This is a genomic window from Streptomyces sp. NPDC002130 (assembly GCF_040296465.1).
Classification (GTDB): Bacteria; Actinomycetota; Actinomycetes; order Streptomycetales; family Streptomycetaceae; genus Streptomyces.
In genome coordinates this window covers 1-23,548 of the sequence record NZ_JBEOXI010000088.1, presented here as the reverse complement: position 1 = coordinate 23,548, position 23,548 = coordinate 1, and the positions used below count along the sequence as shown (strand labels likewise).

Sequence of the window (23,548 nt, the reverse complement as noted above, 5' to 3'; positions counted from 1 at the left end):
AACGATGGCGGACGCCAAGGTCATTCCGTTCGACGACGACCGGTCCCGGGGGAGCGCCGCGCAGCGTCCCCAGCGGCGCCGGAGCGCCGGGAACCGCCGCCCGGGCGCGGAGTCCGTGCCGGTACGCGAGGTGCAGCCCCTGCCCACCAGGGCTGTTCCGCAGGATGATGTTCCTGTGACTGATGAGGAACAGCCGCCGGTGCCTTCCGGGGACGGCGGGGGCGGTCTTGAACGGCGGATCGCGGGCGGCCTGGCCTTCCTGCGCCGCCGCCTCACCGGGGACTACGAGGTCGACGACTTCGGCTACGACGAGGAACTCACCGACCAGGTCCTGATGTCGCTGCTGCGCCCGCTGTACGACACATACTTCCGGGTCGAGGTGAAGGGCATCGAGAACATCCCGTCCGAGGGCGGTGCCCTGATCGTCGCCAACCACTCCGGCACCCTGCCGATGGACGGCCTGATGATGCAGGTCGCCGTGCACGACAACCACCCGGCGGGCCGGCATCTGCGGCTGCTGGCCGCCGACCTGGTGTTCATGCTGCCGGTGGTCAACGAACTGGCCCGCAAGCTGGGTCACACCCTGGCGTGCGCCGAGGACGCCTCCCGGCTGCTGGAGCAGGGCGAACTGGTCGGGGTGATGCCGGAGGGCTTCAAGGGCCTCGGCAAGCCCTTCGCGGACCGCTACAAGCTGCAGCGCTTCGGCCGTGGCGGTTTCGTCTCGACGGCGCTGCGCGCGGGGACGCCGATCGTGCCCTGCTCGATCGTCGGGGCGGAGGAGATCTACCCGATGATCGGCAACGCCAGGACGGTCGCCCGGCTGCTCGGCTTCCCGTACTTCCCGATCACGCCGACGTTCCCGTGGCTGGGGCCGCTCGGGGCGATTCCGCTGCCGACCAAGTGGACGATCCAGTTCGGCGAGCCGATCCCCACGGACGGCTATCCGCCGGAGGCGGCGGAGGACCCGATGCTGATGTTCAACCTGACCGACCAGGTCAGGGAGCAGATCCAGCACACGCTGTACAAGTTGCTGGTGCAGCGGCGGTCGGTGTTCTTCTGAGTCCGTCCGGCACTCCGCGTACGACGACGGGGGCGCCCCTTGCCGAAGGGGCGCCCCCGCTGTCGTGGCGTCGCCTAGTCCGCGTCCTCGCTGTCGATGCCCAGGCCGGGCAGCAGACCGGGCAGGAGGGGCGGGAGCGTCACATCCGGCTCGGGGACGGGTGTGTTGCCCTCCGTCGACGGGGAGGTGCCGGTCTCGCTGTTCTTCGGCGGGTCGAGCAGGCCGCCGGTGTTGCCGCCGAGCAGGCCGTCGCTGTCGTCGCCGGAGCCGGCCGAGCGGCTGGGGCTGCCGCTGCTGCCGCTGCCGGTGCTGTGCTCCTCGCTGTGCCTGCCGCCGCTGTCGCTGGGGCGGGTCGAGCGGCCCGTGCCTGAGGAGCCGCTGGGTGCCGACTCGGAGGCGCCCTGCCGCTTGCCGTCGCCGCCGCCTGTGGCCGGGGGCTCGGGCAGCAGGGAGCGCAGCGGGGCGACGTCCTCCTCTATGGCGTCGAAGACGGACGACACCTCCCGGCTGACGTCCCCGAGCTGGACGGGCAGTCGATCACGCAGTTCGCCCCAGGCCTCACGGTGGGAGCGGGAGAACGCGGACAGGGCCTGGATGGGGCCGAGTGAGTCCGGGTCGTGCTCGTACGCCTCGCTCAGCAGCCGGTGGCCCTCGGACGCGTCGTGCCGCATGCCGGACAGGGCGCGGCGGATCTCGCCGAGGGACTCGTGGTCCAAGGGGCCGCTGCGCCCTCGCTCCATGAGCCGGCGGGCTTCGCTGAGCCGGGTGGAGGCGTGGTCGAGATAGACCCGGCCGCGCTCGTCCGCCCCGTCGGCGAGGCCGAGCTTGACGTCCTCGATGCCGCGCTTGAGGCCGTAGAGCGAGTCGCCGGGAAGGGCGTCCGAGCTGGCGGCGGAGACCCCGCCGAAGGCACTCGCGGCGACCCCGACGCTGAGTCCGCCCGCGGTGAGGCCCTTGGCGAGCCGGGAACGCGGCCGGAACTTCTTCAGTGAACCCGCGCGGTGCGCGCCGCGGGCCCGGGATCGCTGTCCGGGGACCGCGCTGTCCGTCGCCCCGCCGCCCGCGGTGCCCTCCTGGAGCATGGCCTCGAAGGCGGCCACCAGCTGGGCCCGCTGGACGACCTTGACCTCCGGGTCGAGCTCCGGCTTGGGCAACGCGCCGAGCCCCGAGGCGAGCGCCAGATGGCGGGCCTGTTCGCTCGTTTCCGCGGTGGCCGGGGCCGGTGCCGATCCTTCGGGCTGCTCGGCCGCCGGGCCCTGCTCGGACTGCTCCTCCAGGGCCTGGGCGAAGGCGTTCGCCCGCCGGTGCGCCGATACGTTCGCGATCACTGGCGGCACCTCCTCTCGTCATGACGGTCGACTCCCCAGGGGGTCCTGAGGGTTGCACACCCTGAGCACGACCACACGATCGAGGGACCGGAGCCGGCCAGGGGGTGACCACAGGGAGTCTGCATACCGCACAACGAGCGGCGTGGCACTTGGGTTACGGACTCCGGCTGATCGGATGCCGAAGTCAACGGACTTTCACGGTCCGTGAGTTGAGTGTCGCCGAGCGTGCCGGCCGGTCAGCGGGCGTCTTCCGGGAGCAGCCGGGCGAGGGTGCGGACGGCCCGGTACTGGAGGGTCTTGATGGCGCCCTCGTTCTTGCCCATCACCCGGGCGGTCTCGGCCACGGAGAGGCCTTGGAGGAAGCGGAGCGTCACGCACTCCTGCTGCTGGGGGTTGAGCCGCCGTACGGCGTCGAGCAGGGCGGCGTTGGAGAGGGACTCCAGGACGGAGTCCTCGGGGGAGCGCTCGACCTCGTTGGCGTCGAGCATCTCGCCGGTGGTGACCTCGAGGCGGAACCGGCTGGACTTGAAGTGGTCCGCGACGAGGTTGCGGGCGATGGTCACGAGCCAGGCGCCGAAGTCGCGGCCCTGCCAGGTGAAGGTGCCGATGCGGCGCAGGGCACGCAGAAAGGTCTCGCTGGTGAGGTCCTCGGCGGTCGCCTTTCCTCCGACCCGGTAGTAGATGTACCGGTAGACGGTGTCGCTGTACTGGTCGTAGAGGCGGCCGAAGGCGTCGGACTCGCCGGCCTGGGCGCGCTCCACGAGGTCCATCATCCGGGCGCTGTCGCTGTCCGCCGCCGGGCGGCGGGCGGTGGCCGCCCCGGACGGGCGGCCTCGTCTGCCGACCGCAGCGCTGCCGTCGGCCAGTGCGTAGCACGGGCCGACGGGCGCGGCGGTGGCGAATGCGGGGACGGCGTACGCGGTGGGGACGAAGCCGCGCAACAGGTCGTGGACCGTTGCGCGCAGCGTAGCCAGGCCCGAGGCGTCAACCCCGACGTGTGGGTACACGGGACTCCCAGAGGCAGAGCTTCCATCACGTGCAGTGCGGGACCTTTCACCCGTCGTAGCGACGGAGGGGTACCGGTTTGCGTCTGAGGAGAATAACGCTTCGTGCAGGCGCTGCTACACCGAGTTGCTCAAATCATCGATTACGTCGCTTCCGTAACCGATTGACGCCGGATCAAGTGCCGGAGCGTGACCGGTTGTTGATCGGAAAGCTTCGGATTCCGGCTGAGTGCGGGGCGTGTTGTGGCCGTGTGCAGCCAAGAGGACTGGAGAGGAGGTTGTGGGGGTACGCCAGTTGGATTTACGGCGATTGTCAGGCCGCAAACATCCCTGTCCCGGTTTGATCAGGTGGTCAGCGGCGCCGGCGGTGCAGGGCGATGGCGGCCGCCGTGCCGCCCGCGACCGCGCCGACGCCCGCGGCGGCCGGGATGCCGACCTTGGCCGCCTTGCGGCCCGTGCGGTAGTCGCGCAGACGCCAGTCCAGCTGCCGGGCGTGCTTGCGCAGCTTGCTGTCCGGGTTGATGGCGTAGGGGTGGCCGACCAGGGAGAGCATCGGGATGTCGTTGTGCGAGTCGCTGTAGGCGGCGCAGCGGCCGAGGTCCAGGCCCTCGGCGGCGGCCAGGGCGCGCACGGCCTCGGCCTTCGCCGGGCCGTGCAGCGGTTCGCCGACGAGCTTGCCGGTGTAGACGCCGTCGACGGACTCGGCGACCGTGCCGAGGGCGCCGGTCAGGCCGAGGCGGCGGGCGATGACCGTGGCGATCTCGACGGGGGCGGCCGTCACCAGCCAGACCTTCTGGCCCGCGTCCAGATGGGCCTGGGCGAGGGCGCGGGTGCCGGGCCAGATGCGCTCGGCCATGTACTCGTCGTAGATCTCCTCGCCGATCGACTGCAGCTCGGCGACGCGGTGGCCCTGGACGATCGACAGGGCCGACTCGCGGGCCTCCTGCATGTGCTCGGGGTCCTCGACCCCGGCGAGGCGGAACCAAGCCTGCTGCCAGGCGAACTTCGCGAGGTCGCGCGTCTCGAAGAACTTCCGCTTGTACAGGCCCCGCCCGAAGTGGAAGATCGCCGCGCCCTGCATGACGGTGTTGTCCAGGTCGAAAAAGGCGGCGGCCTGGTCGTCGCCGTGCACCGGGAACTGCGGTTCCTCGGTCGTGCCGGCGGCTTCCTGTGTGGACTTGCGGGCTGCCTCCGCCGAGGCCTCGCCTGCCAAAACGCTCCGCGCCGTGGCGGAGCGCCTACGGGGAGTGAGCCATCCGAGAGCGGCCATGGCGTGAGCATAGCCAGTTTGTTCGGGGGTTCCGGAGCCGAGACGTTGGGGGCGTGTGAACTCTCGGCAAGCATGTCGTCAAAAGACGCCGTGCGGGACGGGCGCGGTCGGCGCGTCCGCCGGGGCTTTCGTGGGGTTCCGCTTGTCCGCGGGCGCGCGACAATGGCCGACATGAATTCCCTCTTCCGCCGCAAGCCCTCCGGTGACCGGCTCGTCACCCTGATCCGCAAGCCCGGCTGTCATCTGTGTGATGACGCACAGGTCGTTGTGGAGAAGGTGTGCGGTGATCTGGGAGTCCCCTGGGAGCAGAAGGACATCACCGAGGATCGGGAACTGCACGACCAGTACTGGGAGCAGATCCCGGTCGTGCTGGTGGACGGCAGGCAGCACACGTTCTGGCGCGTCAACGAGGGCCGCCTGCGCAAGGCGCTGACCGACTGATCCCGACCGGGGGCGACTGACCGATCAGTCCAAAGGGGCCGCCAGGTCGCTTAGGATCGATGGTGACTTGGTCTCGGGGGCGGGATTCGCTGAGGAGAGTGTGCGGTTTTGCCCCCGAAAGACAAGGAACGGTGGTGCGTATGCGCCGGTTCCCTGCGCGTGCGCCGGGGGCGCGTGACCCCGGTCACGTTGGCCGGGCAAATCGGACACCATCTTTGTGCACGCGTTCACAAAGACATAGCCTGCATTCGACGGGGCGGTCATGTAGGGACGTATGACCGCCTACAGCCCCGCTCTACCCGCAGGAGCACCGTGGCAACTGGCCGAACTCACCGACCGGCGACCCGCAGCCGAGGGATTCCCGAGGCCACCGTCGCCCGGCTTCCGCTGTACCTCCGCGCTCTGACCGCGCTGTCGGAGCGCTCGGTTCCCACGGTCTCCTCCGAGGAGCTCGCGGCCGCGGCGGGGGTCAACTCCGCGAAGCTGCGCAAGGACTTCTCCTACCTCGGCTCCTACGGGACCAGGGGTGTCGGCTACGACGTCGAGTATCTCGTGTACCAGATCTCCCGCGAACTGGGGCTCACCCAGGACTGGCCGGTAGTGATCGTCGGTATCGGCAACCTCGGCGCCGCCCTCGCCAACTACGGCGGTTTCGCCTCCCGCGGGTTCCGGGTCGCCGCGCTGATCGACGCCGACCCGGCCATGGCCGGCAAGCCCGTCGCCGGGATCCCCGTGCAGCACTCCGACGACCTGGAGAAGATCATCCAGGACAACGGCGTGTCGATCGGTGTCATCGCCACCCCCGCCGGTGCCGCCCAGGCCGTCTGCGACCGGCTCGTGGCCGCCGGGGTCACCTCCATCCTGAACTTCGCGCCTACCGTGCTGTCCGTCCCCGAGGGCGTCGACGTGCGCAAGGTCGACCTCTCCATCGAGCTGCAGATCCTCGCCTTCCACGAGCAGCGCAAGGCCGGGGAGGGGGCCGCCTCCGACGGCGGCGTCCCCACCGCCGCCGCCCGCACCGACTCCGCCGACCAGGGGCCCGACGGGGACATGCCCGCCGTGATGCCGGCATGAGCCTCCTCGTCGTCGGACTCAGCCACCGCAGCGCCCCGGTCAGCGTGCTGGAGCGGGCCGCGCTGAACGCGGACGCGCAGGTCAAGCTGCTCCAGGACACGGTCGCCGCCGAGCCGGCCGCCGAGGCCGCGGTGCTCGCCACCTGCAACCGCATCGAGCTCTACGCCGACGTGGACAAGTTCCACGCCGGTGTCGCGGAGCTGTCCACGCTGCTCGCCCAGCACAGCGGGGTCGGCCTGGAGGAGCTCACTCCCTATCTCTACGTGCACTACGAGGACCGGGCCGTCCACCACCTGTTCTCGGTGGCCTGCGGTCTGGACTCGATGGTCGTCGGCGAGGGGCAGATCCTCGGCCAGATCAAGGACTCCCTGGCCCGAGCGCAGGAGCTGCACTCCGCGGGACGGCTGCTGAACGACCTGTTCCAGCAGGCCCTGCGCGTCGGCAAGCGCGCCCACTCCGAGACCGGCATCGACCGCGCCGGCCAGTCCCTGGTCACCTTCGGCCTGGAACAGCTGGCCCGCGGCGGGGACGTACAGCAGTGGGCCCGGGGCAAGAAGGCGCTGGTCATCGGGGCCGGTTCGATGTCCTCCCTGGCCGCGGCCACGCTCGCGCGGGCCGGGGTCGCCGAGATCGTCGTCGCGAACCGCACCTTCGACCGGGCCGAGCGCCTCGCCGAGATCCTCATGGAGGGCGACGACACGGACGTGGCGGCCCGCGCGGTACCGATGGAGTCGGTGCCGGCCGAGCTGACACGTGCCGACGTCACCGTGTCCTGTACCGGCGCGACGGGCCTGGTCCTGACGGCGGAGTCGGTCGCCGAGGCGATCGAGGGCCGTACGCCCGCGCCGTCGGCCGTGCCCGGCGAGGGCGGTCCGGGGGCGACGGGCGGCCCGTCCGGAGCCGCGGCCGGAGCGCAGCGCGAGGGCGCGTCGGGCACCAGCCTGGGCAGCGAGGACGGCTGTCCGCTGGACCTGTCCGCGGTGCAGGGCACCGCCGGTTTCTCCGTGCTGGGCGAGGCCGCCGTGGCCGGGATGGCCGCCGCCGACCTGGAGCAGCACGCGGCGTGGGTGGACAACGGCACGGCGGGCGGCACCCAGCGTGCGGCGGGCGGTCCGGCCCGGCCGGCAGCGGCCGGCACGCTCGACCCGGCCGCGGACACCGACGCCATCGCCGCGCTCGCCGCGACCGTCGCCACCGTCGGGCGGATCCCCGAGCGCCGCAGGCCCGAGCCGGTCGAGGAGCCGCAGCGGCCCGAGCCCGTGCTCTTCCTGCTCGACCTCGCGATGCCGCGCGACATCGACGCGGCCGTGCACCGGCTGGCCGGGGTGCGGCTGGTGGACATCGAATCGCTGGCGGAGGCCTCCGCGGGCGCTCCGATGGCTGCCGATGTGGACCAGGTCCGGCGTATCGTCTCCGACGAGGTCGCGGCCTTCGGGGCAGCACTGCGGGCCGCGCACATCACACCGACCGTGGTCGCCCTGCGCACCATGGCCGCCGACGTCGTGGCCGGCGAGATCGCCCGGCTGGACGGCCGGCTGCCCGGTCTCGACGACAAGCACCGAGCGGAGATCACCCAGACCGTGCGACGCGTGGTCGACAAACTGCTCCACGCGCCGACCGTGCGGGTCAAGCAACTCGCGGCCGAACCCGGCGGCGCCGGGTACGCGGACGCGCTGCGGACCCTGTTCGACCTCGATCCCGAGACGGTGGCCGCCGTCTCCCGGGCCGAGGAAAGCACCACCGAGAAAGACCGAGGGCCGGCATGACTGACAAGACGCTGAGGCTCGGTACCCGGCGCAGCAGGCTCGCCATGGCCCAGTCCGGGCTGGTGGCGGAAGCCGTGAGCCGGGTGACCGGGCGGCCCGTCGAGCTCGTCGAGATCACCACGTACGGCGATGTCTCGCGTGAGCAGCTCTCCCAGATCGGCGGCACCGGCGTGTTCGTGACCGCCCTGCGCGACGCGCTGCTCAAGGGCGAGGTCGACTTCGCGGTGCACTCGCTGAAGGACCTGCCGACCACGCAGCCCGACGAACTGGTCGTGGCCGCCGTACCGGTGCGCGAGGACCCGCGGGACGTGATCGTCGCCCGGGACGACCTGAAGTTCACCGACCTGCCCTCCGGGGCCCGCATCGGTACGGGTTCGCCGCGCCGCATGGCGCAGCTCAACGCGTACGCCCGCAGCCACGGCCTGGACATAGCGACGGTCCCGATCCGCGGCAACGTCGACACCCGCATCGGGTTCGTGCGCAGCGGGGAGCTCGACGCCGTCGTGCTGGCCGCCGCCGGACTGAACCGGATCGGCCGCGGTGACGAAGTGACCGACTTCCTGTCGGTCGACACGGTTTTGCCCGCCCCCGGCCAGGGGGCCCTGGCGATCGAGTGCACCGCGGGCAACGCGGACCTCGTCGCCGCGCTCGCCGAGCTCGACGACCCGTTCACGCGGATCGCCGTGACGGCCGAGCGGTCACTGCTCGCCGCCCTGGAGGCCGGTTGCAGCGCCCCCGTGGGCGCTTTGGCCGACCTTCCCCCACTCTCGGATCCGCTCGAGCGGGGGGACCCCCAGGCCGACAGGCAGATTGTCAAGGAAATGCGCCTGCGCGGCGTCGTCGGGACCACCGACGGCACGCGCATGGTGCAGCAGTCCACCACCGGTCCCGTGCCCGAGACGCACGACGGGGCAATGGCGCTCGGTCGCGAACTCGCGGCCGAGATGCTCGCCCAGGGCGCGGCCGGTCTGATGGGGGAGCGAGCACATTGAGCCCCACCGCCCTTTCCGCCGGTCCTGAACACGGGCACGTCACCTTCCTGGGTGCCGGACCCGGAGATCCGGGACTGCTTACTCTGCGCGCCGTGGAGGCGCTGGCGAGCGCGGACGTCCTCGTCGCCGAGCACGAGGTGCTCGACGTCGTACGTCAGCACGCCAGGCAGGGCGTCTCCGAGGTGCACACGGACCCGGGTCCTTCCCAGGATCCGGCTCCGGGCACAGGAGCGCCCCAGCTGACGGTAGTTGACGGCACGTCAACCACCGCCGCGGTCCCCGCGGTGCGGGATGCCGCACATCTTGTCATGGAGGCCGCGCGGGGCGGCAGGCGGGTCGTGCGTGCCGTGTCCGGGGACCCTGGCCTCGACACGTACGCCGCCGAGGAGATGCTGGCGTGCGCCGCCGCCGGGGTGCCCTTCGAGGTCGTCCCCGGTATCGCGAGCGCCGTCGGTGTGCCCGCGTACGCCGGTGTGCCGCTGCGGGACGCGCAGGGCGCGGACGTGCGGTTCGTGGACGCGCGGACGGCGTCGGACCGGTGCTGGACGGAGGTCGGGGCGTCGGACGGCACGGTCGTCGTCTCCACGACGCTGGACTCCGTCGCGGCGGCCGCCGGCGAGCTCGTCTCCGCCGGGCGCAAGCCGGACACCCCGATGACGGTCACCGTCGCCGGTACGACCACCCGGCAGCGCACCTGGACCGCCACGCTCGGCACGATCGCGCAGACGCTGAAGCAGGCCAAGGTGCTGCCCTCGCCGGAGGGCGGCCGGCCGGTGATAGCCGTGGTCGGTGAGCGTTCCGCCGCCGCCCAGCGCGACCAGCTCGCGTGGTTCGAGTCCAAGCCGCTGTTCGGCTGGAAGGTGCTCGTGCCGCGGACGAAGGAGCAGGCGGCGTCGCTCTCCGACCAGCTGCGGTCGTACGGGGCCGTGCCGCACGAGGTGCCGACGATCGCCGTCGAGCCGCCGCGCACGCCCCAGCAGATGGAGCGGGCGGTCAAGGGGCTGGTGACGGGCCGCTACGAGTGGATCGCCTTCACCTCGGTGAACGCGGTCAAGGCCGTGCGGGAGAAGTTCGAGGAGTACGGGCTCGACGCGCGTGCCTTCGCGGGCATCAAGGTCGCGGCCGTGGGCGAGCAGACGGCGAACGCGCTGATCGCGTTCGGTGTCAAGCCGGACCTGGTGCCCAGCGGCGAGCAGTCGGCCGCCGGTCTGCTGGAGGACTGGCCGCCCTACGACCCGGTCTTCGACCCGATCGACAGAGTGTTCCTGCCGCGTGCCGACATCGCCACGGAGACGCTGGTGGCCGGGCTGATCGAGCTCGGCTGGGAGGTCGACGACGTCACGGCCTACCGGACCGTGCGGGCCTCGCCGCCGCCGGCGGAGACCCGTGAGGCGATCAAGGGCGGTGGTTTCGACGCCGTGCTGTTCACGTCGTCCTCGACCGTGCGGAACCTGGTCGGCATCGCCGGCAAGCCGCACAACGTCACGGTGATCGCCTGCATCGGCCCGGCCACGGCGAAGACCGCCGAGGAGCACGGGCTGCGGGTGGACGTCATGGCTCCGGAGCCGTCCGTCCACAAGCTGGCCGAGGCACTCGCCGACTTCGGCGCGAAGCGCCGCACGGCGGCTTTGGAGGCCGGGGACCCGGTGACGCGGCCGAGCGAGCGGCGGCCGGGAGCCCGGCGGCGGCGGTCGACGACCTGAGCCGTGCCGGCTGCGCTACTGCTGTCGCCACGGCTACGCGGGAGTCACCGCGTGGCCGTAGCGCAGCAGGTTGTCCGGGTCGTAGACGGCCTTGTCGTGGCGTAGGCGTGCGTAGACCTCCGGGGTCCAGGCGCGGGCGCGGTCCTGCTCGTCGCCCGGGGTGCCGTGGATGTTGACCATGGTGCGGCCCGTGCCGTACGGGGCCATGGCGGTGTAGAGGCGCCGCGTCGCCTGTTCCGCGGCCTCGGCGACGGGTGGGGCGGGCATGATGCCGACCGACTCCATGAAGTAGCGGGCGTCGCGGGCGCAGACGGCGTCCTCGACGGCCGAGGGGCGGGACAGCGCGCCGCCCATGTGCCGCAGTGAGGCTACGAGGAGTGGGTGGTCGGCGCCGGCTCCGGGGCCGACCTGCTCCAGGAACGTGTCGAGGGCGTCGGGCGGCAGGTCGCGCAGGAGCATGCAGCACTCCCGTGCCGGGAGCGGGTCCTGGGGTTCCATGTGGATGCGGTCCAGGGCCGCGTGGTCCATCTCCTCGACCAGGTCGACGGCCACGGGTGCGGCGTCCCGCAGGGGTGCGATCAGGGCCTCCCCTTCCGACGTCTGGCCCGGCCAGGCGATCGCGACCCGGGCCCAGAAGCCGCCGCGCAGGGGCTCGGGGATCTGGGGGATCGGCGGCAGGCGCAGGACGGAGAACATGCTGCACATCGCGTCGGGGACGGTGAGGGTCCAGTCCTTCCAGGCGCGCAGCAGGGCCTCGGTGTGCTCGGCGTGGCAGTACAGGCCGCCGCCGTAGAGGCGGGGCAGGGGCAGCAGTTCGGTGACGAGCGAGGTGACGACGCCTACGTTGCCCTTGCCGCCGCGCAGGGCCCAGAACAGTTCCGGTTCGTGCCGGGGGTCCGCCTCGCGCAGGTGCCCGTCCGGGGTGACGACCTGGAAGGAGCGGACCAGGTCGGCGGCGTAGCCGTAGGCGCGGCCGAGGACCGGGAGTCCGCCGCCCAGGGTGTAGCCGACGACGCCCGCGTCCGTGGAGGTGCCGCACAGGCCCGCCAGGCCGTGGGGGGCGGCCGCGGCCATGACGTGGTTCCACTTGGCGCCTGCGGCGACCGTGGCCGTGCGGGTGGTGGGGTCGACGTGGACGTCCGTCATGCGGGACGTGTTGATCAGCAGGCCGTGCTCGATCGGGAAGTTCGCGCCGTGGCCGGTGGCCTGGACGGCGACGGGGGTGTGGGTGGCGTGCGCCCAGCGCATGGCGGTGACGATGTCGTCGGGGCCGGTGGCGCCGATGGCCACGTCCGGGGTGTGCAGGGAGGCCAGGTTGAAGCCGGTGACTTCGTCGGCGTAGGCGCGTTCGCCGGGGCGTACGACGGGGCCGTGGATTTCCGACAGGGCGAAGAGGTCGGGTATGTGGTGGGGGGCGGTCATCGCGTCCTCCGTGGGGCGGGTACGGAGGGACGGCGGCGGCGGGGTGTCGGGGCCGGCCGTCGGGTCCTTGTCCTGTGGTTTCAGGATGGACCTGGGGGTGTGGGGGCGCATTGCGGGGCTGTGGGCTTCATGGTGCTCGGCGTGGGGGCTGGGGGCGGGTGGGTGCGCAGCCCGGCGCAGCGGGGGCGGGGCGGCACGCATGCCCTCAGCGGGGGTGCGGGGCCGACAGGGCGTCGGTATCGGGGGGTTTGGGGCGGGCGTAGCGTAGGGGCATGACGACGTACGGATCTTTTCCCGGTACTCGGCCGCGGCGGTTGCGGACCAACCCCGTGATGCGTCGGATGGTCGCCGAGACCCGACTGCACCCCGCCGACCTCATTCTTCCGGCCTTCGTGCGGGAGGGCGTCGACGAGCCCGTGCCGATCACCGCCATGCCGGGGGTCGTGCAGCACACCCGGGACAGTCTGAAGAAGGCCGCCGCGGAGGCGGTCGCGGCGGGGATCTCCGGGATCATGCTGTTCGGCGTGCCGGAGGAGTCGAAGAAGGACGCGCTCGGGACGCCCGGGACCGACCCGGACGGGATCCTCCAGGTCGCCCTGCGGGACGTGCGGGCCGAGGTCGGGGACGACCTGCTCGTCATGTCCGACCTGTGTCTGGACGAGACCACCGACCACGGGCACTGCGGCGTGCTCGACGAGCAGGGGCGGGTCGACAACGACGCGACCCTGGAGCGGTACGCCGAGATGGCCCAGGTGCAGGCCGACGCCGGCGCCCATGTCGTCGGGCCCAGCGGGATGATGGACGGGCAGGTCGGGGTCATCCGCGACGCGCTCGACCAGATCGGGCGGGAGGACGTCGCCATCCTCGCCTACACCGTGAAGTACGCCTCCGCCTTCTACGGGCCCTTCCGGGAGGCCGTCGGCTCGTCCCTCCAAGGGGACCGGAAGACCTACCAGCAGGATCCCGCGAATGTGCGGGAGTCGCTGCGGGAACTCGCCCTCGACCTGGAGGAGGGCGCCGACATGGTGATGGTCAAGCCGGCCGGGCCCTACCTGGACATCCTCGCCCGGGTCTCGGACGCCGTGGACGTGCCCGTCGTCGCCTATCAGATCTCCGGCGAGTACTCGATGATCGAGGCCGCCGCCGAGAAGGGCTGGATCGACCGGGACCGGGCGATCCTGGAGGCGCTGACCGGTATCCGGCGGGCCGGGGCGCGCAGCATCCTCACCTACTGGGCCACCGAAGTGGCCCAGAAGCTCAAGGATCAGTAGGACAGCGCGTCGTCCCTGTCGCGCAGCCAGTAGGTGACCGTCAGGGTGCTGTCGTAGTACACGCCCTTGGCCGGCAGGGACGGGATCGCCGAGGGGCCGCCGTCGCTGTTCGGCGTGCGGCCCTGGAAGCCGACCGTGAGCTTGTGGCCGGTCGTGCCCCACTCGCCGCTGCCGTCGGCCGCCGACAGCGAGACGCCCGCGTAGCCGGACTCGCCGGGGGCCAGGGTCACCACCGCCTGCGGCTGGGAATCCTCGATCGGCCGCGGCGCCCACTGCATCTCGTCGAAGCGCAGCATCGGATAGTAGGTGAGGTCGCACGTCTTCGAGCCGGTGTTCTTCACCGTGAGAAGCATGTGGTTGACGGGGCGGCGGACCGGCTGGGCGGTGACGGTGGTGTTGGAGCCGTTGCAGGAGACACGGGTCGCCGTGGTGCCCTTCGCGCCCTTCCTGCCGGCCTGCGCGGCCTGTGTACCCGTCGCCTGTGCGTCCGTCGCCTGTGTGTCCCTCGCCTGTGTGTCCCTCGCGCCGCTGGTGCCCGCGGTGCCGTCCTCGTCCTGCCCGCTGCTCCCGCTCTCGGCCGGCTGCGTGGCCGTGACGGTCGCGGAGGCAGGCTCGGGGTGGGCGGCGCCCTCGTCCTTCGTGCCCGTGCCGTCCTGGCATGCCGTCAGGGCGAGGGCGGCCAGGAGGGCGACGGGGAGCGCGCGGTACTTGCGCATGCTTGCGTTTCCTTTCGGACAAAGGCGGTGGGTAAGCAGGCCCGGGTGGGTCGCGCTGCCGGTGGGCCGGGAGCGGCGTGCTTGGATGACCAGAGCATGTGCGGTGATCCGTCCCGGCCGCCAGACCAGGCGGGAGATCAGGGACGTTGGAACGCCCGCACACGCGTTGACCAGGGAGAACAGTCATTCCCTGGAACGGGGGAACGGGACACGGGGCATGGAGGGGCAGTGTCGGAAGGCACGACCGCGGCGGATTTCGCCGCGCTGCTGGGGGAGTTGAAGGAGCGCTCGGGGCTGAGCTACGGGGTGCTCGCCAAGCGGCTCCACATGAGTACGTCGACGCTGCACCGGTACTGCAACGGGGATGCCGTGCCGACCGATTACGCGCCCGTGGAGCGGCTCGCCCGGCTGTGCAAGGCGTCGCCCACCGAACTCGTCGAGCTGCACCGGCGGTGGGTCCTGGCGGATGCCGGGCGGGCGCGCAAGGGGAGTGGCGGTACGAGGAGCGTGGGCACGGGGAGCGCTGTTACTGGGAGCGGCGCTGCGGAGGTGACCTCTGCTGCGGACGCCGACGTACCCGCGCCGGTCGAGTCCCCGGACGCCGACGCACCCGCGCCGGAGCAGCCCGCGGGCCGGCGCAGCCGCCGTGCCGTGCTCGCCGGGGTCGCCGCAGCCGTGGTCCTCGGTGGGGTCGGCCTCGCCGTGGCCGTTCCCTCGGGCGGGACCGGCGACGAGGGGCGGCGCGGAGCGGCGGTGGCCTCCGGCGGTGCCGGCGCGCCGGCGAGGGAGGGCACGGCGGCCTCCGTGTTGCCCTCGGCCCCTTCGCCCTCCAAGGGCAGCGACGACAAGAGCGTGGTCAAGGACAGGGAGAAGGAGGAGAAGGCGAGTGCCTCAGCGCCTCCCGCCTCGGCCTCCGCCACCGCCGGGGCCGACCGCCCGGGCCGTGAGGCCGCCCCCGCCGCCGCTCCACTCACCGTGGACACGGAGCCGCACGCCTGGGAGAGCCCCTGTTCCCAGCGCTATCTGGTGAATCTGCCGCCGGGGCAGGTCAAGCCGCCGCCATCGGAGCCGGGCGCGCCCGGCTGGGTGGCGGCGATGGGGGCCGTGCCGTCGGGGGAGCAGTTGCTGAAGCTGACCGTGCAGGGGACGGGGAAGGAGACCGTGGTCGTCAAGGGGCTGACGGTGCGGATGGCCGGCAAGCGTGCGCCGCTCGCGTGGAACGACTACGCCATGGGGTATCCGGGCGTCGGCTGCGGCGGTGGCGTGCCGACCAGGTTCTTCACGGTCGCCCTCGACGCCGCGCGCCCCGGGGTCGTGCCGGACGCCGGGCACGCGAACTTCCCCTTCACGGTGAGCGAGAGCGACCCGGAGATGTACTACATCCGGGCCGACGCCTCCGCGTACGACGTCAGTTGGTACCTGGAGCTGAGCTGGTCCAGCGGGGGCCGGACGGGCACGCTGACCGTGGACGACCACGGCCGGCCCTTCCGTACGAGCGGCAACAACGGGCGTCCGGCCTACGAGTTCCCGCTGGGCGGCGAGAAGTGGGTCGAGGAGGGGACCACGCAGTAGTCGCGCGGGGGCGCCTCAGTGGAACTCGTGGACCAGCTCGATCTTTCCGGCGATGTGCGCGTTGAACTCGTCGAGTTCCTCGGCCGGGACCCACAGCTCCAGGATGGTGCGGCCGCCGGCCTGCTGGACCGGGTAGCGGGTCAGGAACCCGGTGTCGACCTCGAACCGGGTGACGAAGCCGGCGCCGTCGTGCTTGACGTTCCAGTCGCGGGCGATCTTGATGGCGTAGTCCTCGTCGAGGACCGGGTAGAAGATCGGCTGCTCGGGGAGCCGGGGCGGCCAGGCGCGCCAGTCGAGGTCCCGGACCAGGTCCAGCTCCTGGGGGCCGGTGGGGCGCCAGAGGGTCGTCGTCGGCCGGCTGTCGTTGTGCACGGGCACCATCAAATCAGTTGAACCGTTAGGTTGTTGACCGTCGTAGTGGTTGTTGATTGAACTACACACTCTTCAGGGAGACGTCCATGTCCGGTGACGCCCTCAGCCAGGATCCCGCCGAGCTGCAGAGGAGGATCGACAGCAGCAAGGCGCACCCGGCCCGGGTCTACGACGTCTTCCTCGGCGGCAAGGACCACTACCCCGCCGACCGGGACGCGGCCGCCGCCGCGCTGGCCGCCAACCCGCGCGGGTACCTCGACGTCCGGCACAACCGCGACTTCCTGCGGCGCGCGGTGACCACGCTCGTGGAGCAGGACGGCATCCGGCAGTTCCTCGACATCGGGACCGGGCTGCCCACCGCCGAGAACGTCCACCAGATCGCGCAGCGCATCACACCCGAGTCGCGGGTCGTGTACGTCGACAACGACCCCGTGGTGCTCGCGCACGCACGCGCCCTGCTGACCAGCGGCCCCGAGGGACGCACGGACTACATCGACGCCGACCTCCGCGACCCGGACCGCATCCTCGAACAGGCCGCCAAGACCCTGGACTTCGACCAGCCGGTCGCGCTCTGCCTGGTCGCGATCCTGCACTTCGTCGCCGACGAAGAGGCCTACCCGCTGGTGAGCGGGCTGCTCGACGAACTGCCCGTCGGCAGCCGGCTGGTGCTGAGCCACCTCACCGAGGACCTCAACCCCGAGAACATCCGCGCGGTCCAACGGACCTACACCGAACGCGGCTTCACCTTCGTGCTGCGCTCCCGGGCCGACGTCGAGCGGTTCTTCACCGAGAACCAGCTGGAGATCGCCGACCCGGGAGTCGTCCCCGCACACCGCTGGCGGCCCGACCACGACGCTCCCGTCCCCGAGCAGCCGGAGGAGTCCTTCCTCGCCGGGCTGGAGGAGATCGAGAAGGTGCGGTACCGCGACATCAACGACGTCACGGACGCGGACATCAACGTGTACGCGGCGACCGGCGCGAAGGGGTGAGCCGAGGGTCCCGGCGCCAGCGTCCGTACGCGCCCGGCGTCCGGATCCCGGAAACCTGCTTGTAGGCGGCACGCACTTGCCTAGGCTGCGGGGCACCAGGCGTCACCGCAGCCGAAGGAGCCGTGTCATGACCGTCGCCGAACCCCTGCCCACCCACTCTCCCGTGCCGCCCCTGGCCGCGCGGGCGCGGGCCGTCGGCGGCTCTCCGGTACGGGACATCCTCGCCGTCACCGCCCGCCCCGAGGTGATCAACTTCGCCGGCGGGCTCCCGGCGCCCGAGCTGTTCGACGCCCAGGGCATCGCCGCCGCGTACGAGGCCGTGCTCGCCGAGGCGCCCGAGCGGGCGCTGCAGTACTCCACCACCGAGGGCGAACCCGCGCTGCGGGACGCGCTCGCCGCCCGGACCACCGCGCGCGGTCTGCCGACCGGCCCCGACGACCTGCTCGTCACCACCGGCTCCCAGCAGGCCCTTTCGCTCCTCGCCACGGCGCTCCTCGAACCCGGGGACACCGTCCTCGTCGAGAACCCCTGCTATCTGGCGGCACTTCAGGCCTTCGGCTTCGCCGGGGCGCGGATCGTGGCCGTGCCCGGCGACGAACACGGCGTCGACCCCGGGGCACTGGAGGAACTCGTCGTGCGGGAGCGGCCCAAGCTGCTCTACACCGTGCCGACCTTCCAGAACCCCACCGGCCGGACCCTGCCCGCCGAACGGCGCGCCGCCGTGGCCGCCGTCGCCGCCCGGCGCGGCCTGTGGATCGTCGAGGACGACCCCTACGGCGAGCTGCGCTACGACGGTGAACGCGTGCCGTGGATCGCCGCCCACCCGGGCGCCGAGGACCGGACCGTGCTGCTCGGCAGCTTCTCCAAGGTCATGGCGCCCGGGCTGCGGCTGGGCTGGCTGCGGGCGCCCGGGGAGCTGAGGCGCGCCTGTGCCGTCGCCAAACAGGCCGCCGACCTGCACACCCCGACCGTCAACCAGCTCGCCGCGGCCCGCTACCTCGCCGACAACGACCTCGACGCCCATGTCGCCCGCGTCGCCGGCGTGTACGGCGAACGCCGCGACGCGATGCTTTCCGGGCTCGCCGGGGCGCTGCCCGAGGGGTCGGTCTGGAACCGGCCCGAGGGCGGCATGTTCCTCTGGGCGCGCCTGCCGGAGCCGTACGACACGACGGCCCTGCTGCCGCAGGTGGTCCGGCAGAACGTGGCCTACGTCCCCGGCGCTCCCTTCTACGCCGGCACGCCCGACCGGACGACCCTGCGCCTGTGCTTCGTGACGCAGACGCCCGAGGAGATCGGGGAGGGGCTGCGCCGGCTCGGGGAGGGGCTCAGTCCCACCAGAAGTGCCACGTCCGCTGGTTGAGGACCTGGTGCTCGGCGTAGGCCCGCAGGGTCGGGTCCGTGCCCTGGTGGACGTTGTCCGGGCAGAACGCGAAGTGCTCGGCGGCGACGGCTTGCGCGGCGGCCGGGGTGGTGGGCGGGCTCGCCACCGACACCAGCAGGTGATCGAAGCCGAGGGCTGTGACGCGTATGCCGAAGCGGTCCTCCCAGGAGCGGAGCACCGCGCTGAGCCGGGCCGCGTCGCCCTCGTGGTTCGCCGGGCCCGTCCAGCCGATCGCCGTCGGGAGGTCCGCGCTGCGGCGGGCCGGGACCAGGGCGAGGCGGGGCTCCTTGAACGGACCGCCGTCACCGAGCAGGGTGTCCGCGACCTCGGCAGCCAGGGCGTCCGGGTCCCCGCCCAGGTCGGGAGACTCGGCCGGTCCGGGCCATGCCTCGCCCGGTGCGGCGTACTCCTCCCAGTACTCGGCGAGCACCTCCTCCGCGTCGTGGTCGCCCGGGTAGGACACCTCGCCGGGCCTCAACTCCCAGCGCTCCGGCCCGCCATGGCCGTCGCCCGTCTCCAGCACGAGGGGCAGCAGTCCCGCCCGGCGGGCCGGCTCCAGTGCCGCCCAGCCGCCCGGAAGGGCCCGTCCGTCCGCGCACCACAACAGCGGCTCGTGCCAGGGGCCCTCGTCGGTGGTGTCGAGGAGCGCCCCGGCGGGGAGCCGAAGGCCGAGCGAGCCGCCGCTCGGGTCTGCCGCCAGCGTCGGCAGGGGGTTGGGAAGAGTCGCCATGGTGGTGACTGTAGAGCCGGCCACTGACATCCCGACCGGCCCTGCGACCGTCATGGCGGACAGAACCTGACCCAGTGGCGTCCTACCGTTCGGGGCATGACCACTTCCTCGGAGAAGACGGACCTGCTGGCGGCGTTCGCGGAACAGCGCGCCCTGCTGCTTCTCACCGTGCAGGGACTCACCGACGCGCAGGCCGCGCAGCGTACGACCGTGAGCGAGCTGACCCTCGGCGGCATCGTGAAACACCTGGCGCAGGGGGAGGAGACGTGGACGCAGATCATGACCAAGGCCGACGGTGAACTGCCCGACGGCATGCTGGACACGGCGCAGTACCGGATGGCCGAGGGCGACACGCTCCCCGCGCTGCTGGAGCGCTACGGGTCGGCCGCGCGGGCCACCGAGGAGGCGGTGGCCGCGCTGCCGGACCTGGACGTGAGCGTGCCGCTGCCGCGAACGCCCTGGTCCCCGCCGGACCCCGGGCACTGGTCCGTGCGCCGGATCCTGCTGCACCTGATCAGGGAGACCGCCCAGCACGCCGGGCACGCGGACATCATCCGGGAGGCCCTGGACGGCGCGAACAGCACAGCCCGGCGCTGACCCGGTGCGGCATCGGACCGAGGTGTCACGGCACACGCTGCCCCATAACGCCCGAGGGCGGCACTCCACGGGGGAGTGCCGCCCTCGGGGCCGTCGGTCGGGGCCCGGGCTCAGAGGCGCTCGGGGGTCCGGATGCCCAGCAGGTTCATGCCCTGGCGGAGCGTGCGGGCCGTGATGTCGCAGAGGAACAGGCGGTTCTCGATCTGCTCGGGCGTCTCGGCCTTGAGGACCGGGCACTTGTCGTAGAACGTCGTGTACAGCGACGCCAGCTGGTACAGGTACGCCGCCAGCTTGTGCGGGGCGTACTCCGCGGCGGCTTCGAAGACCGTGTCGCCGAACGTGTCCAGGTGCAGACCGAGCGCCCGCTCCGCCGGGGTGAGTTCGAGCTCCGGGCGCGCGACCGGCTTCGCCTCGCCGGCCTTGCGCAGGATCGACTGGATCCGGGCGTACGCGTACTGGAGGTAGACGGACGTGTCGCCGTTCAGCGACACCATCTGGTCCAGGTCGAACTTGTAATCCCGGTTCGGCGACGTCGACAGGTCCGCGTACTTCACGGCACCGATGCCGACCTGCGCGGCCCGCTCCTGGATTTCGTCCTCGGTGAGGTCCTGTGCCTTCTCCCGTACGACCTCGGCGGCCCGCTGCACCGCCTCGTCCAGCAGATCCTCCAGCCGTACGGTCTCGCCCTCACGCGTCTTGAACGGCTTGCCGTCCGCGCCGAGCACCGTGCCGTAGCCCATGTTGTGCGCGGTGACGTGCTCGCCCAGCCAGCCGGCCCGGCGGGCCGTCTCGAAGACCATCTTGAAGTGGAGCGACTGGCGTACGTCCACGACGTACAGCAACGTCGTCGCCCGCAGGTCGAAGACGCGGTTGCGGATCGCCGTCAGGTCGGAGGCCGCGTAGCCGAAGCCGCCGTCCGCCTTCTGCACGATCAGCGGGACAGGCTGGTCGTCCTTGCCGCGGATCTCGTCGAAGAACACCACGAGCGCGCCCTCGGAGCGCACCGCGACACCCATCTCCTCCAGGAGGCGGGCGGTCTCGGGCATGCCCTCGTTGTAGGCGGACTCGCCGACGATCTCCTCGTCGCGGATCTGCATGTCGAGCTTCTCGAAGACGGAGTAGAAGTAGACCTTCGACTCGTCCACGAACTGCTGCCACAGCTCGAGCGTCTCCTTGTCACCGGACTGCAGGGCTACGACCCGCTTGCGGGCCCGCTCCTTGAACTCCTCGTCCGCATCGAAGAGCGCACGCGACGCCTTGTACACCCGGTTCAGGTTGCTCATCGCCTGCTCGCCGTCGACGTCGGCCGCAGGGGCCAGCTCGCCGGGGTGCTCGAACAGGTACTGGATGAGCATGCCGAACTGGGTGCCCCAGTCGCCGATGTGGTGCCGGCCGATCGTCCTCTCGCCGGTGAAGTCGAGCATGCCGCGCAGGGCGTCGCCGATGACCGCCGACCGCAGGTGACCGACGTGCATCTCCTTCGCCACGTTCGGCTGGGCGTAGTCGACGACCGTGATGCCCGCGTTCTCCTTCAGCGGCACGCCGAGACGCTCGCCGTCCGCGTGCCGCGCGGCGAGGTTCTCCGTGATCGCCCGGTCGGTGATCGTGACGTTCAGGAAGCCGGGGCCGGAGACCTCGACGTCCTTGATCAGCTCACCCGACTCGACCCGGGAGACGACCTGCGTGGCCAGCTCGCGCGGGTTGGCCTTCTCCTTCTTGGCGAGGGCCAGGATCCCGTTGGCCTGGAAGTCGGCCCGGTCGCTTCGTCGCAGCAGCGGGTCCGCGGAGCCGGCCTGCGGCAGAGCTGCCGACAGGGCCGCCGCGAGGCGCTGGTGGACGGAGTCGCTGAGGGACGTGACCGAGGCCATGGGCGAGGGTGCCGTTCTCCTGGGGGATTCGATGGACACGGCCAGTATCCCATGGGGGTAAAGCCGTTTTTCCGGGCGCGAGGTGGTCTGGGACAATGATGCGGTCAGCCGTGCGACCGTACCGGCTGCCCGATGCAGAAAGAAGGACGTGCCGATCGTGGCTCAGAGCACCGAGACCACCGACTGGGTCTCCCGTTTCGCGGATGAGGTCATCGAGGAGTCGGAGCGCCGGGCCCCGGGCAAACCCGTCGTCGTCGCGTCCGGGCTCTCCCCGTCCGGCCCCATCCACCTCGGCAACCTGCGCGAGGTCATGACCCCGCACCTCGTCGCCGACGAGATCCGCCGCCGCGGCCACCGGGTGCGGCACCTGATCTCCTGGGACGACTACGACCGCTACCGCAAGGTGCCCAAGGGCATCGCCGGCGTCGACGAGGACACCTGGCAGCAGCACATCGGCAAGCCGCTGACGTCCGTCCCGGCGCCGAAGGGCTCCTCGCACCCGAACTGGGCCGAGCACTTCAAGGCCGCGATGATCGAGTCGCTGGCCGAGCTGGGCGTGGAGTTCGACGGCATCAGCCAGACCGCGCAGTACACCTCCGGCGTGTACCGCGAGCAGATCCTGCACGCCATCAAGCACCGCGCCGACATCGACGCGATCCTCGACCAGTACCGCACCAAGAAGGCCCCCGCCAAGAAGCAGCAGGGGCAGAAGCCGGTCGACGAGGCCGAGCTGGAGGCCGCAGAGGGCTCCGGCGCGGCCGGTGAGGACGACGGCAGCTCCACCGCCGCCGGGTACTTCCCGTACAAGCCGTACTGCGGCAACTGCGAGAAGGACCTCACCACCGTCACCTCCTACGACGACGACTCCACCGAGCTGACGTACGCCTGCACCGCGTGCGGCTTCTCGGAGACGGTCCGGCTGAACGAGTTCAACCGCGGCAAGCTGGTCTGGAAGGTCGACTGGCCGATGCGATGGGCGTACGAGGGCGTCGTGTTCGAGCCGAGCGGCGTCGACCACTCGTCCCCCGGGTCGTCGTTCCAGGTCGGCGGGCAGATCGTCGGCATCTTCGGCGGGAAGCAGCCGATCGGGCCCATGTACGCCTTCGTCGGGATCTCCGGCATGGCGAAGATGTCGTCCTCGAAGGGCGGCGTGCCCACCCCGGCCGACGCCCTGCAGATCATGGAGCCGCAGCTGCTGCGCTGGCTCTACGCCCGGCGTCGGCCCAACCAGTCCTTCAAGGTCGCCTTCGACCAGGAGATCCAGCGGCTCTACGACGAGTGGGACCGCCTGGACGCCAAGGTCGCCGACGGCAGCGCCCTTCCGGCCGACGTCGCCGCACACTCCCGTGCGGTGCGCACGGCCACCGGTGAGCTGCCCCGGACGCCCCGGCCGCTGCCGTACCGGACGCTGGCGTCCGTCGCGGACATCACCGCCGGGCACGAGGACCAGGCGCTGCGCATCCTCAGCGAGCTCGACCCCGAGCAGCCGCTGACCTCGCTCGACGAGGCGCGCCCGCGCTACGACAAGGCCGAGGCCTGGATCAACACGCACGTCCCGGCCGACCAGCGGACGATCGTGCGGGACGAGCCGGACGCCGAACTGCTGAAGTCGCTCGACGAGCAGGGCCGCGAGTCGCTGCGGCTGCTGCTCGACGGGCTGGCCGATCACTGGTCGCTCGACGGGCTGACGCACCTGGTGTACGGCGTGCCGAAGGTGCAGGCCGGGTTCTCCGCCGACGCCACGCCGAAGGAGCTGCCGCCGGAGATCAAGACCGCCCAGCGGTCCTTCTTCGCGCTGCTGTACCACCTGCTGGTGGGCCGTGACACCGGGCCGCGGCTGCCCACGCTGCTGCTGGCGGTGGGGCAGGACCGGGTGCGGGCGCTGCTCGGTCAGTAGCCGCCGTCACGCAGGAAGGGGGCCTCCCGGGCCAAGGCCCGCAGCACCCGCGGCAACGCCCTCGCCGAGGGCATCCGCTGGGCCGCCGACCACGG

At 71.9% G+C, this 23,548-nt stretch carries 20 protein-coding genes; 12 read left to right on the top strand and 8 right to left on the bottom strand.

Annotated elements, in window-relative coordinates:
* Positions 1 to 4 precede the first annotated feature (4 nt).
* The gene (locus tag ABT116_RS18565; RefSeq protein WP_351634479.1) at positions 5 to 1,060 is read left to right on the top strand and encodes a lysophospholipid acyltransferase family protein; all 1,056 of its coding nucleotides are present in this window, start codon (positions 5 to 7) and stop codon (positions 1,058 to 1,060) included.
* Between the two features lie 74 nt (positions 1,061 to 1,134).
* Here ABT116_RS18565 and ABT116_RS18560 read toward each other — a convergent pair whose 3' ends face one another.
* The 3 genes from ABT116_RS18560 to ABT116_RS18550 form a co-directional block, all read right to left on the bottom strand.
* Positions 1,135 to 2,388 (bottom strand): DUF5667 domain-containing protein, encoded by a 1,254-nt coding sequence (locus ABT116_RS18560; RefSeq protein ID WP_351634476.1) that lies wholly within the window; start codon positions 2,386 to 2,388, stop codon positions 1,135 to 1,137.
* Positions 2,389 to 2,624: 236 nt separating this feature from the next.
* Positions 2,625 to 3,395, bottom strand: coding sequence for an ECF subfamily RNA polymerase sigma factor, BldN family (locus ABT116_RS18555; protein WP_184848587.1), 771 nt, complete (start codon positions 3,393 to 3,395; stop codon positions 2,625 to 2,627).
* A 349-nt stretch (positions 3,396 to 3,744) separates the two neighbouring features.
* Complete coding sequence (locus ABT116_RS18550; protein WP_351634472.1) at positions 3,745 to 4,662, bottom strand: HAD family hydrolase; 918 nt, start codon at positions 4,660 to 4,662, stop codon at positions 3,745 to 3,747.
* A gap of 162 nt (positions 4,663 to 4,824) precedes the next feature.
* On the opposite strand from ABT116_RS18550, the gene ABT116_RS18545 reads away from it, so the two are divergent.
* From ABT116_RS18545 to ABT116_RS18525, 5 genes are all read left to right on the top strand, one after another.
* Positions 4,825 to 5,103 (top strand): glutaredoxin family protein, encoded by a 279-nt coding sequence (locus tag ABT116_RS18545; RefSeq protein WP_351634469.1) that lies wholly within the window; start codon positions 4,825 to 4,827, stop codon positions 5,101 to 5,103.
* A gap of 312 nt (positions 5,104 to 5,415) precedes the next feature.
* Entirely contained in the window at positions 5,416 to 6,177 is a 762-nt protein-coding gene (locus ABT116_RS18540) for a redox-sensing transcriptional repressor Rex (RefSeq protein WP_351634466.1), read from the top strand.
* Complete coding sequence (locus ABT116_RS18535; protein ID WP_351634463.1) at positions 6,174 to 7,943, top strand: glutamyl-tRNA reductase; 1,770 nt, start codon at positions 6,174 to 6,176, stop codon at positions 7,941 to 7,943. The genes ABT116_RS18540 and ABT116_RS18535 overlap by 4 nt, the downstream gene beginning before the upstream one ends.
* Positions 7,940 to 8,935 (top strand): hydroxymethylbilane synthase, encoded by a 996-nt coding sequence (hemC, locus tag ABT116_RS18530; RefSeq protein ID WP_351634460.1) that lies wholly within the window; start codon positions 7,940 to 7,942, stop codon positions 8,933 to 8,935. Before ABT116_RS18535 ends, hemC begins: the two co-directional genes overlap by 4 nt.
* Positions 8,932 to 10,638, top strand: a complete 1,707-nt coding sequence (locus ABT116_RS18525; RefSeq protein ID WP_351634458.1) for a bifunctional uroporphyrinogen-III C-methyltransferase/uroporphyrinogen-III synthase — start codon at positions 8,932 to 8,934, stop codon at positions 10,636 to 10,638. The genes hemC and ABT116_RS18525 overlap by 4 nt, the downstream gene beginning before the upstream one ends.
* 33 nt (positions 10,639 to 10,671) lie before the next feature.
* On the opposite strand, the gene ABT116_RS18520 is transcribed toward ABT116_RS18525, so the two are convergent.
* The gene (locus tag ABT116_RS18520; protein ID WP_351634455.1) at positions 10,672 to 12,171 is read right to left on the bottom strand and encodes an FAD-binding oxidoreductase; all 1,500 of its coding nucleotides are present in this window, start codon (positions 12,169 to 12,171) and stop codon (positions 10,672 to 10,674) included.
* Positions 12,172 to 12,332: 161 nt separating this feature from the next.
* On the opposite strand from ABT116_RS18520, the gene hemB reads away from it, so the two are divergent.
* Complete coding sequence (hemB, locus tag ABT116_RS18515; RefSeq protein WP_351634452.1) at positions 12,333 to 13,331, top strand: porphobilinogen synthase; 999 nt, start codon at positions 12,333 to 12,335, stop codon at positions 13,329 to 13,331.
* Here the strand turns inward: hemB and ABT116_RS18510 are convergent.
* Positions 13,325 to 14,047, bottom strand: a complete 723-nt coding sequence (locus ABT116_RS18510; protein WP_351634449.1) for a DUF4232 domain-containing protein — start codon at positions 14,045 to 14,047, stop codon at positions 13,325 to 13,327. The genes hemB and ABT116_RS18510 overlap by 7 nt on opposite strands.
* A 228-nt stretch (positions 14,048 to 14,275) precedes the next feature.
* Between ABT116_RS18510 and ABT116_RS18505 the strand changes: the two genes are divergently transcribed.
* Positions 14,276 to 15,619 (top strand): helix-turn-helix domain-containing protein, encoded by a 1,344-nt coding sequence (locus ABT116_RS18505; RefSeq protein ID WP_351634446.1) that lies wholly within the window; start codon positions 14,276 to 14,278, stop codon positions 15,617 to 15,619.
* A gap of 15 nt (positions 15,620 to 15,634) precedes the next feature.
* Here ABT116_RS18505 and ABT116_RS18500 read toward each other — a convergent pair whose 3' ends face one another.
* A complete protein-coding gene (locus ABT116_RS18500; protein WP_351634443.1) occupies positions 15,635 to 15,991 on the bottom strand; it encodes a hypothetical protein in 357 nt (118 codons plus the stop codon).
* Positions 15,992 to 16,077: 86 nt separating this feature from the next.
* Between ABT116_RS18500 and ABT116_RS18495 the strand changes: the two genes are divergently transcribed.
* Positions 16,078 to 16,980, top strand: coding sequence for an SAM-dependent methyltransferase (locus tag ABT116_RS18495; RefSeq protein WP_351634441.1), 903 nt, complete (start codon positions 16,078 to 16,080; stop codon positions 16,978 to 16,980).
* A gap of 127 nt (positions 16,981 to 17,107) precedes the next feature.
* Positions 17,108 to 18,340 carry an aminotransferase-like domain-containing protein gene (locus ABT116_RS18490; RefSeq protein WP_351634439.1) on the top strand — a complete coding sequence of 411 codons (1,233 nt, stop codon included), beginning with the start codon at positions 17,108 to 17,110 and terminating at the stop codon, positions 18,338 to 18,340.
* On the opposite strand, the gene ABT116_RS18485 is transcribed toward ABT116_RS18490, so the two are convergent.
* Positions 18,306 to 19,091 (bottom strand): DUF4253 domain-containing protein, encoded by a 786-nt coding sequence (locus ABT116_RS18485; RefSeq protein WP_351634436.1) that lies wholly within the window; start codon positions 19,089 to 19,091, stop codon positions 18,306 to 18,308. The two genes, ABT116_RS18490 and ABT116_RS18485, sit on opposite strands and share 35 nt — an antisense overlap.
* Before the next feature lie 96 nt (positions 19,092 to 19,187).
* Between ABT116_RS18485 and ABT116_RS18480 the strand changes: the two genes are divergently transcribed.
* Positions 19,188 to 19,688: a DinB family protein gene (locus ABT116_RS18480; protein ID WP_351634433.1), complete on the top strand. Its 501-nt coding sequence runs from the start codon at positions 19,188 to 19,190 to the stop codon at positions 19,686 to 19,688.
* Between the two features lie 110 nt (positions 19,689 to 19,798).
* On the opposite strand, the gene argS is transcribed toward ABT116_RS18480, so the two are convergent.
* A complete protein-coding gene (argS, locus tag ABT116_RS18475) occupies positions 19,799 to 21,556 on the bottom strand; it encodes an arginine--tRNA ligase (RefSeq protein ID WP_351634430.1) in 1,758 nt (585 codons plus the stop codon).
* A 148-nt stretch (positions 21,557 to 21,704) separates the two neighbouring features.
* Here argS and lysS point away from each other — a divergent pair, with 148 nt between their 5' ends.
* Positions 21,705 to 23,453: a lysine--tRNA ligase gene (lysS, locus tag ABT116_RS18470; protein ID WP_351634426.1), complete on the top strand. Its 1,749-nt coding sequence runs from the start codon at positions 21,705 to 21,707 to the stop codon at positions 23,451 to 23,453.
* The last annotated feature ends 95 nt before the right edge of the window (positions 23,454 to 23,548 follow it).

Excerpts from the sequence above, each read along its gene's own strand:
- ABT116_RS18550 (WP_351634472.1), bottom strand. The coding sequence starts at position 4,662 with ATGGCCGCTCTCGGATGGCTCACTCCCCGTAGGCGCTCCGCCACGGCG.
- ABT116_RS18535 (WP_351634463.1), top strand. The coding sequence starts at position 6,174 with ATGAGCCTCCTCGTCGTCGGACTCAGCCACCGCAGCGCCCCGGTCAGC.
- argS (WP_351634430.1), bottom strand. The coding sequence starts at position 21,556 with ATGGCCTCGGTCACGTCCCTCAGCGACTCCGTCCACCAGCGCCTCGCG.
- ABT116_RS18510 (WP_351634449.1), bottom strand. The coding sequence starts at position 14,047 with ATGCGCAAGTACCGCGCGCTCCCCGTCGCCCTCCTGGCCGCCCTCGCC.
- hemB (WP_351634452.1), top strand. The coding sequence starts at position 12,333 with ATGACGACGTACGGATCTTTTCCCGGTACTCGGCCGCGGCGGTTGCGG.
- hemC (WP_351634460.1), top strand. The coding sequence starts at position 7,940 with ATGACTGACAAGACGCTGAGGCTCGGTACCCGGCGCAGCAGGCTCGCC.
- ABT116_RS18480 (WP_351634433.1), top strand. The coding sequence starts at position 19,188 with ATGACCACTTCCTCGGAGAAGACGGACCTGCTGGCGGCGTTCGCGGAA.
- ABT116_RS18490 (WP_351634439.1), top strand. The coding sequence starts at position 17,108 with ATGACCGTCGCCGAACCCCTGCCCACCCACTCTCCCGTGCCGCCCCTG.
- ABT116_RS18495 (WP_351634441.1), top strand. The coding sequence starts at position 16,078 with ATGTCCGGTGACGCCCTCAGCCAGGATCCCGCCGAGCTGCAGAGGAGG.
- ABT116_RS18520 (WP_351634455.1), bottom strand. The coding sequence starts at position 12,171 with ATGCGCCCCCACACCCCCAGGTCCATCCTGAAACCACAGGACAAGGAC.
- ABT116_RS18545 (WP_351634469.1), top strand. The coding sequence starts at position 4,825 with ATGGCCGACATGAATTCCCTCTTCCGCCGCAAGCCCTCCGGTGACCGG.
- ABT116_RS18485 (WP_351634436.1), bottom strand. The coding sequence starts at position 19,091 with ATGGCGACTCTTCCCAACCCCCTGCCGACGCTGGCGGCAGACCCGAGC.
- ABT116_RS18565 (WP_351634479.1), top strand. The coding sequence starts at position 5 with ATGGCGGACGCCAAGGTCATTCCGTTCGACGACGACCGGTCCCGGGGG.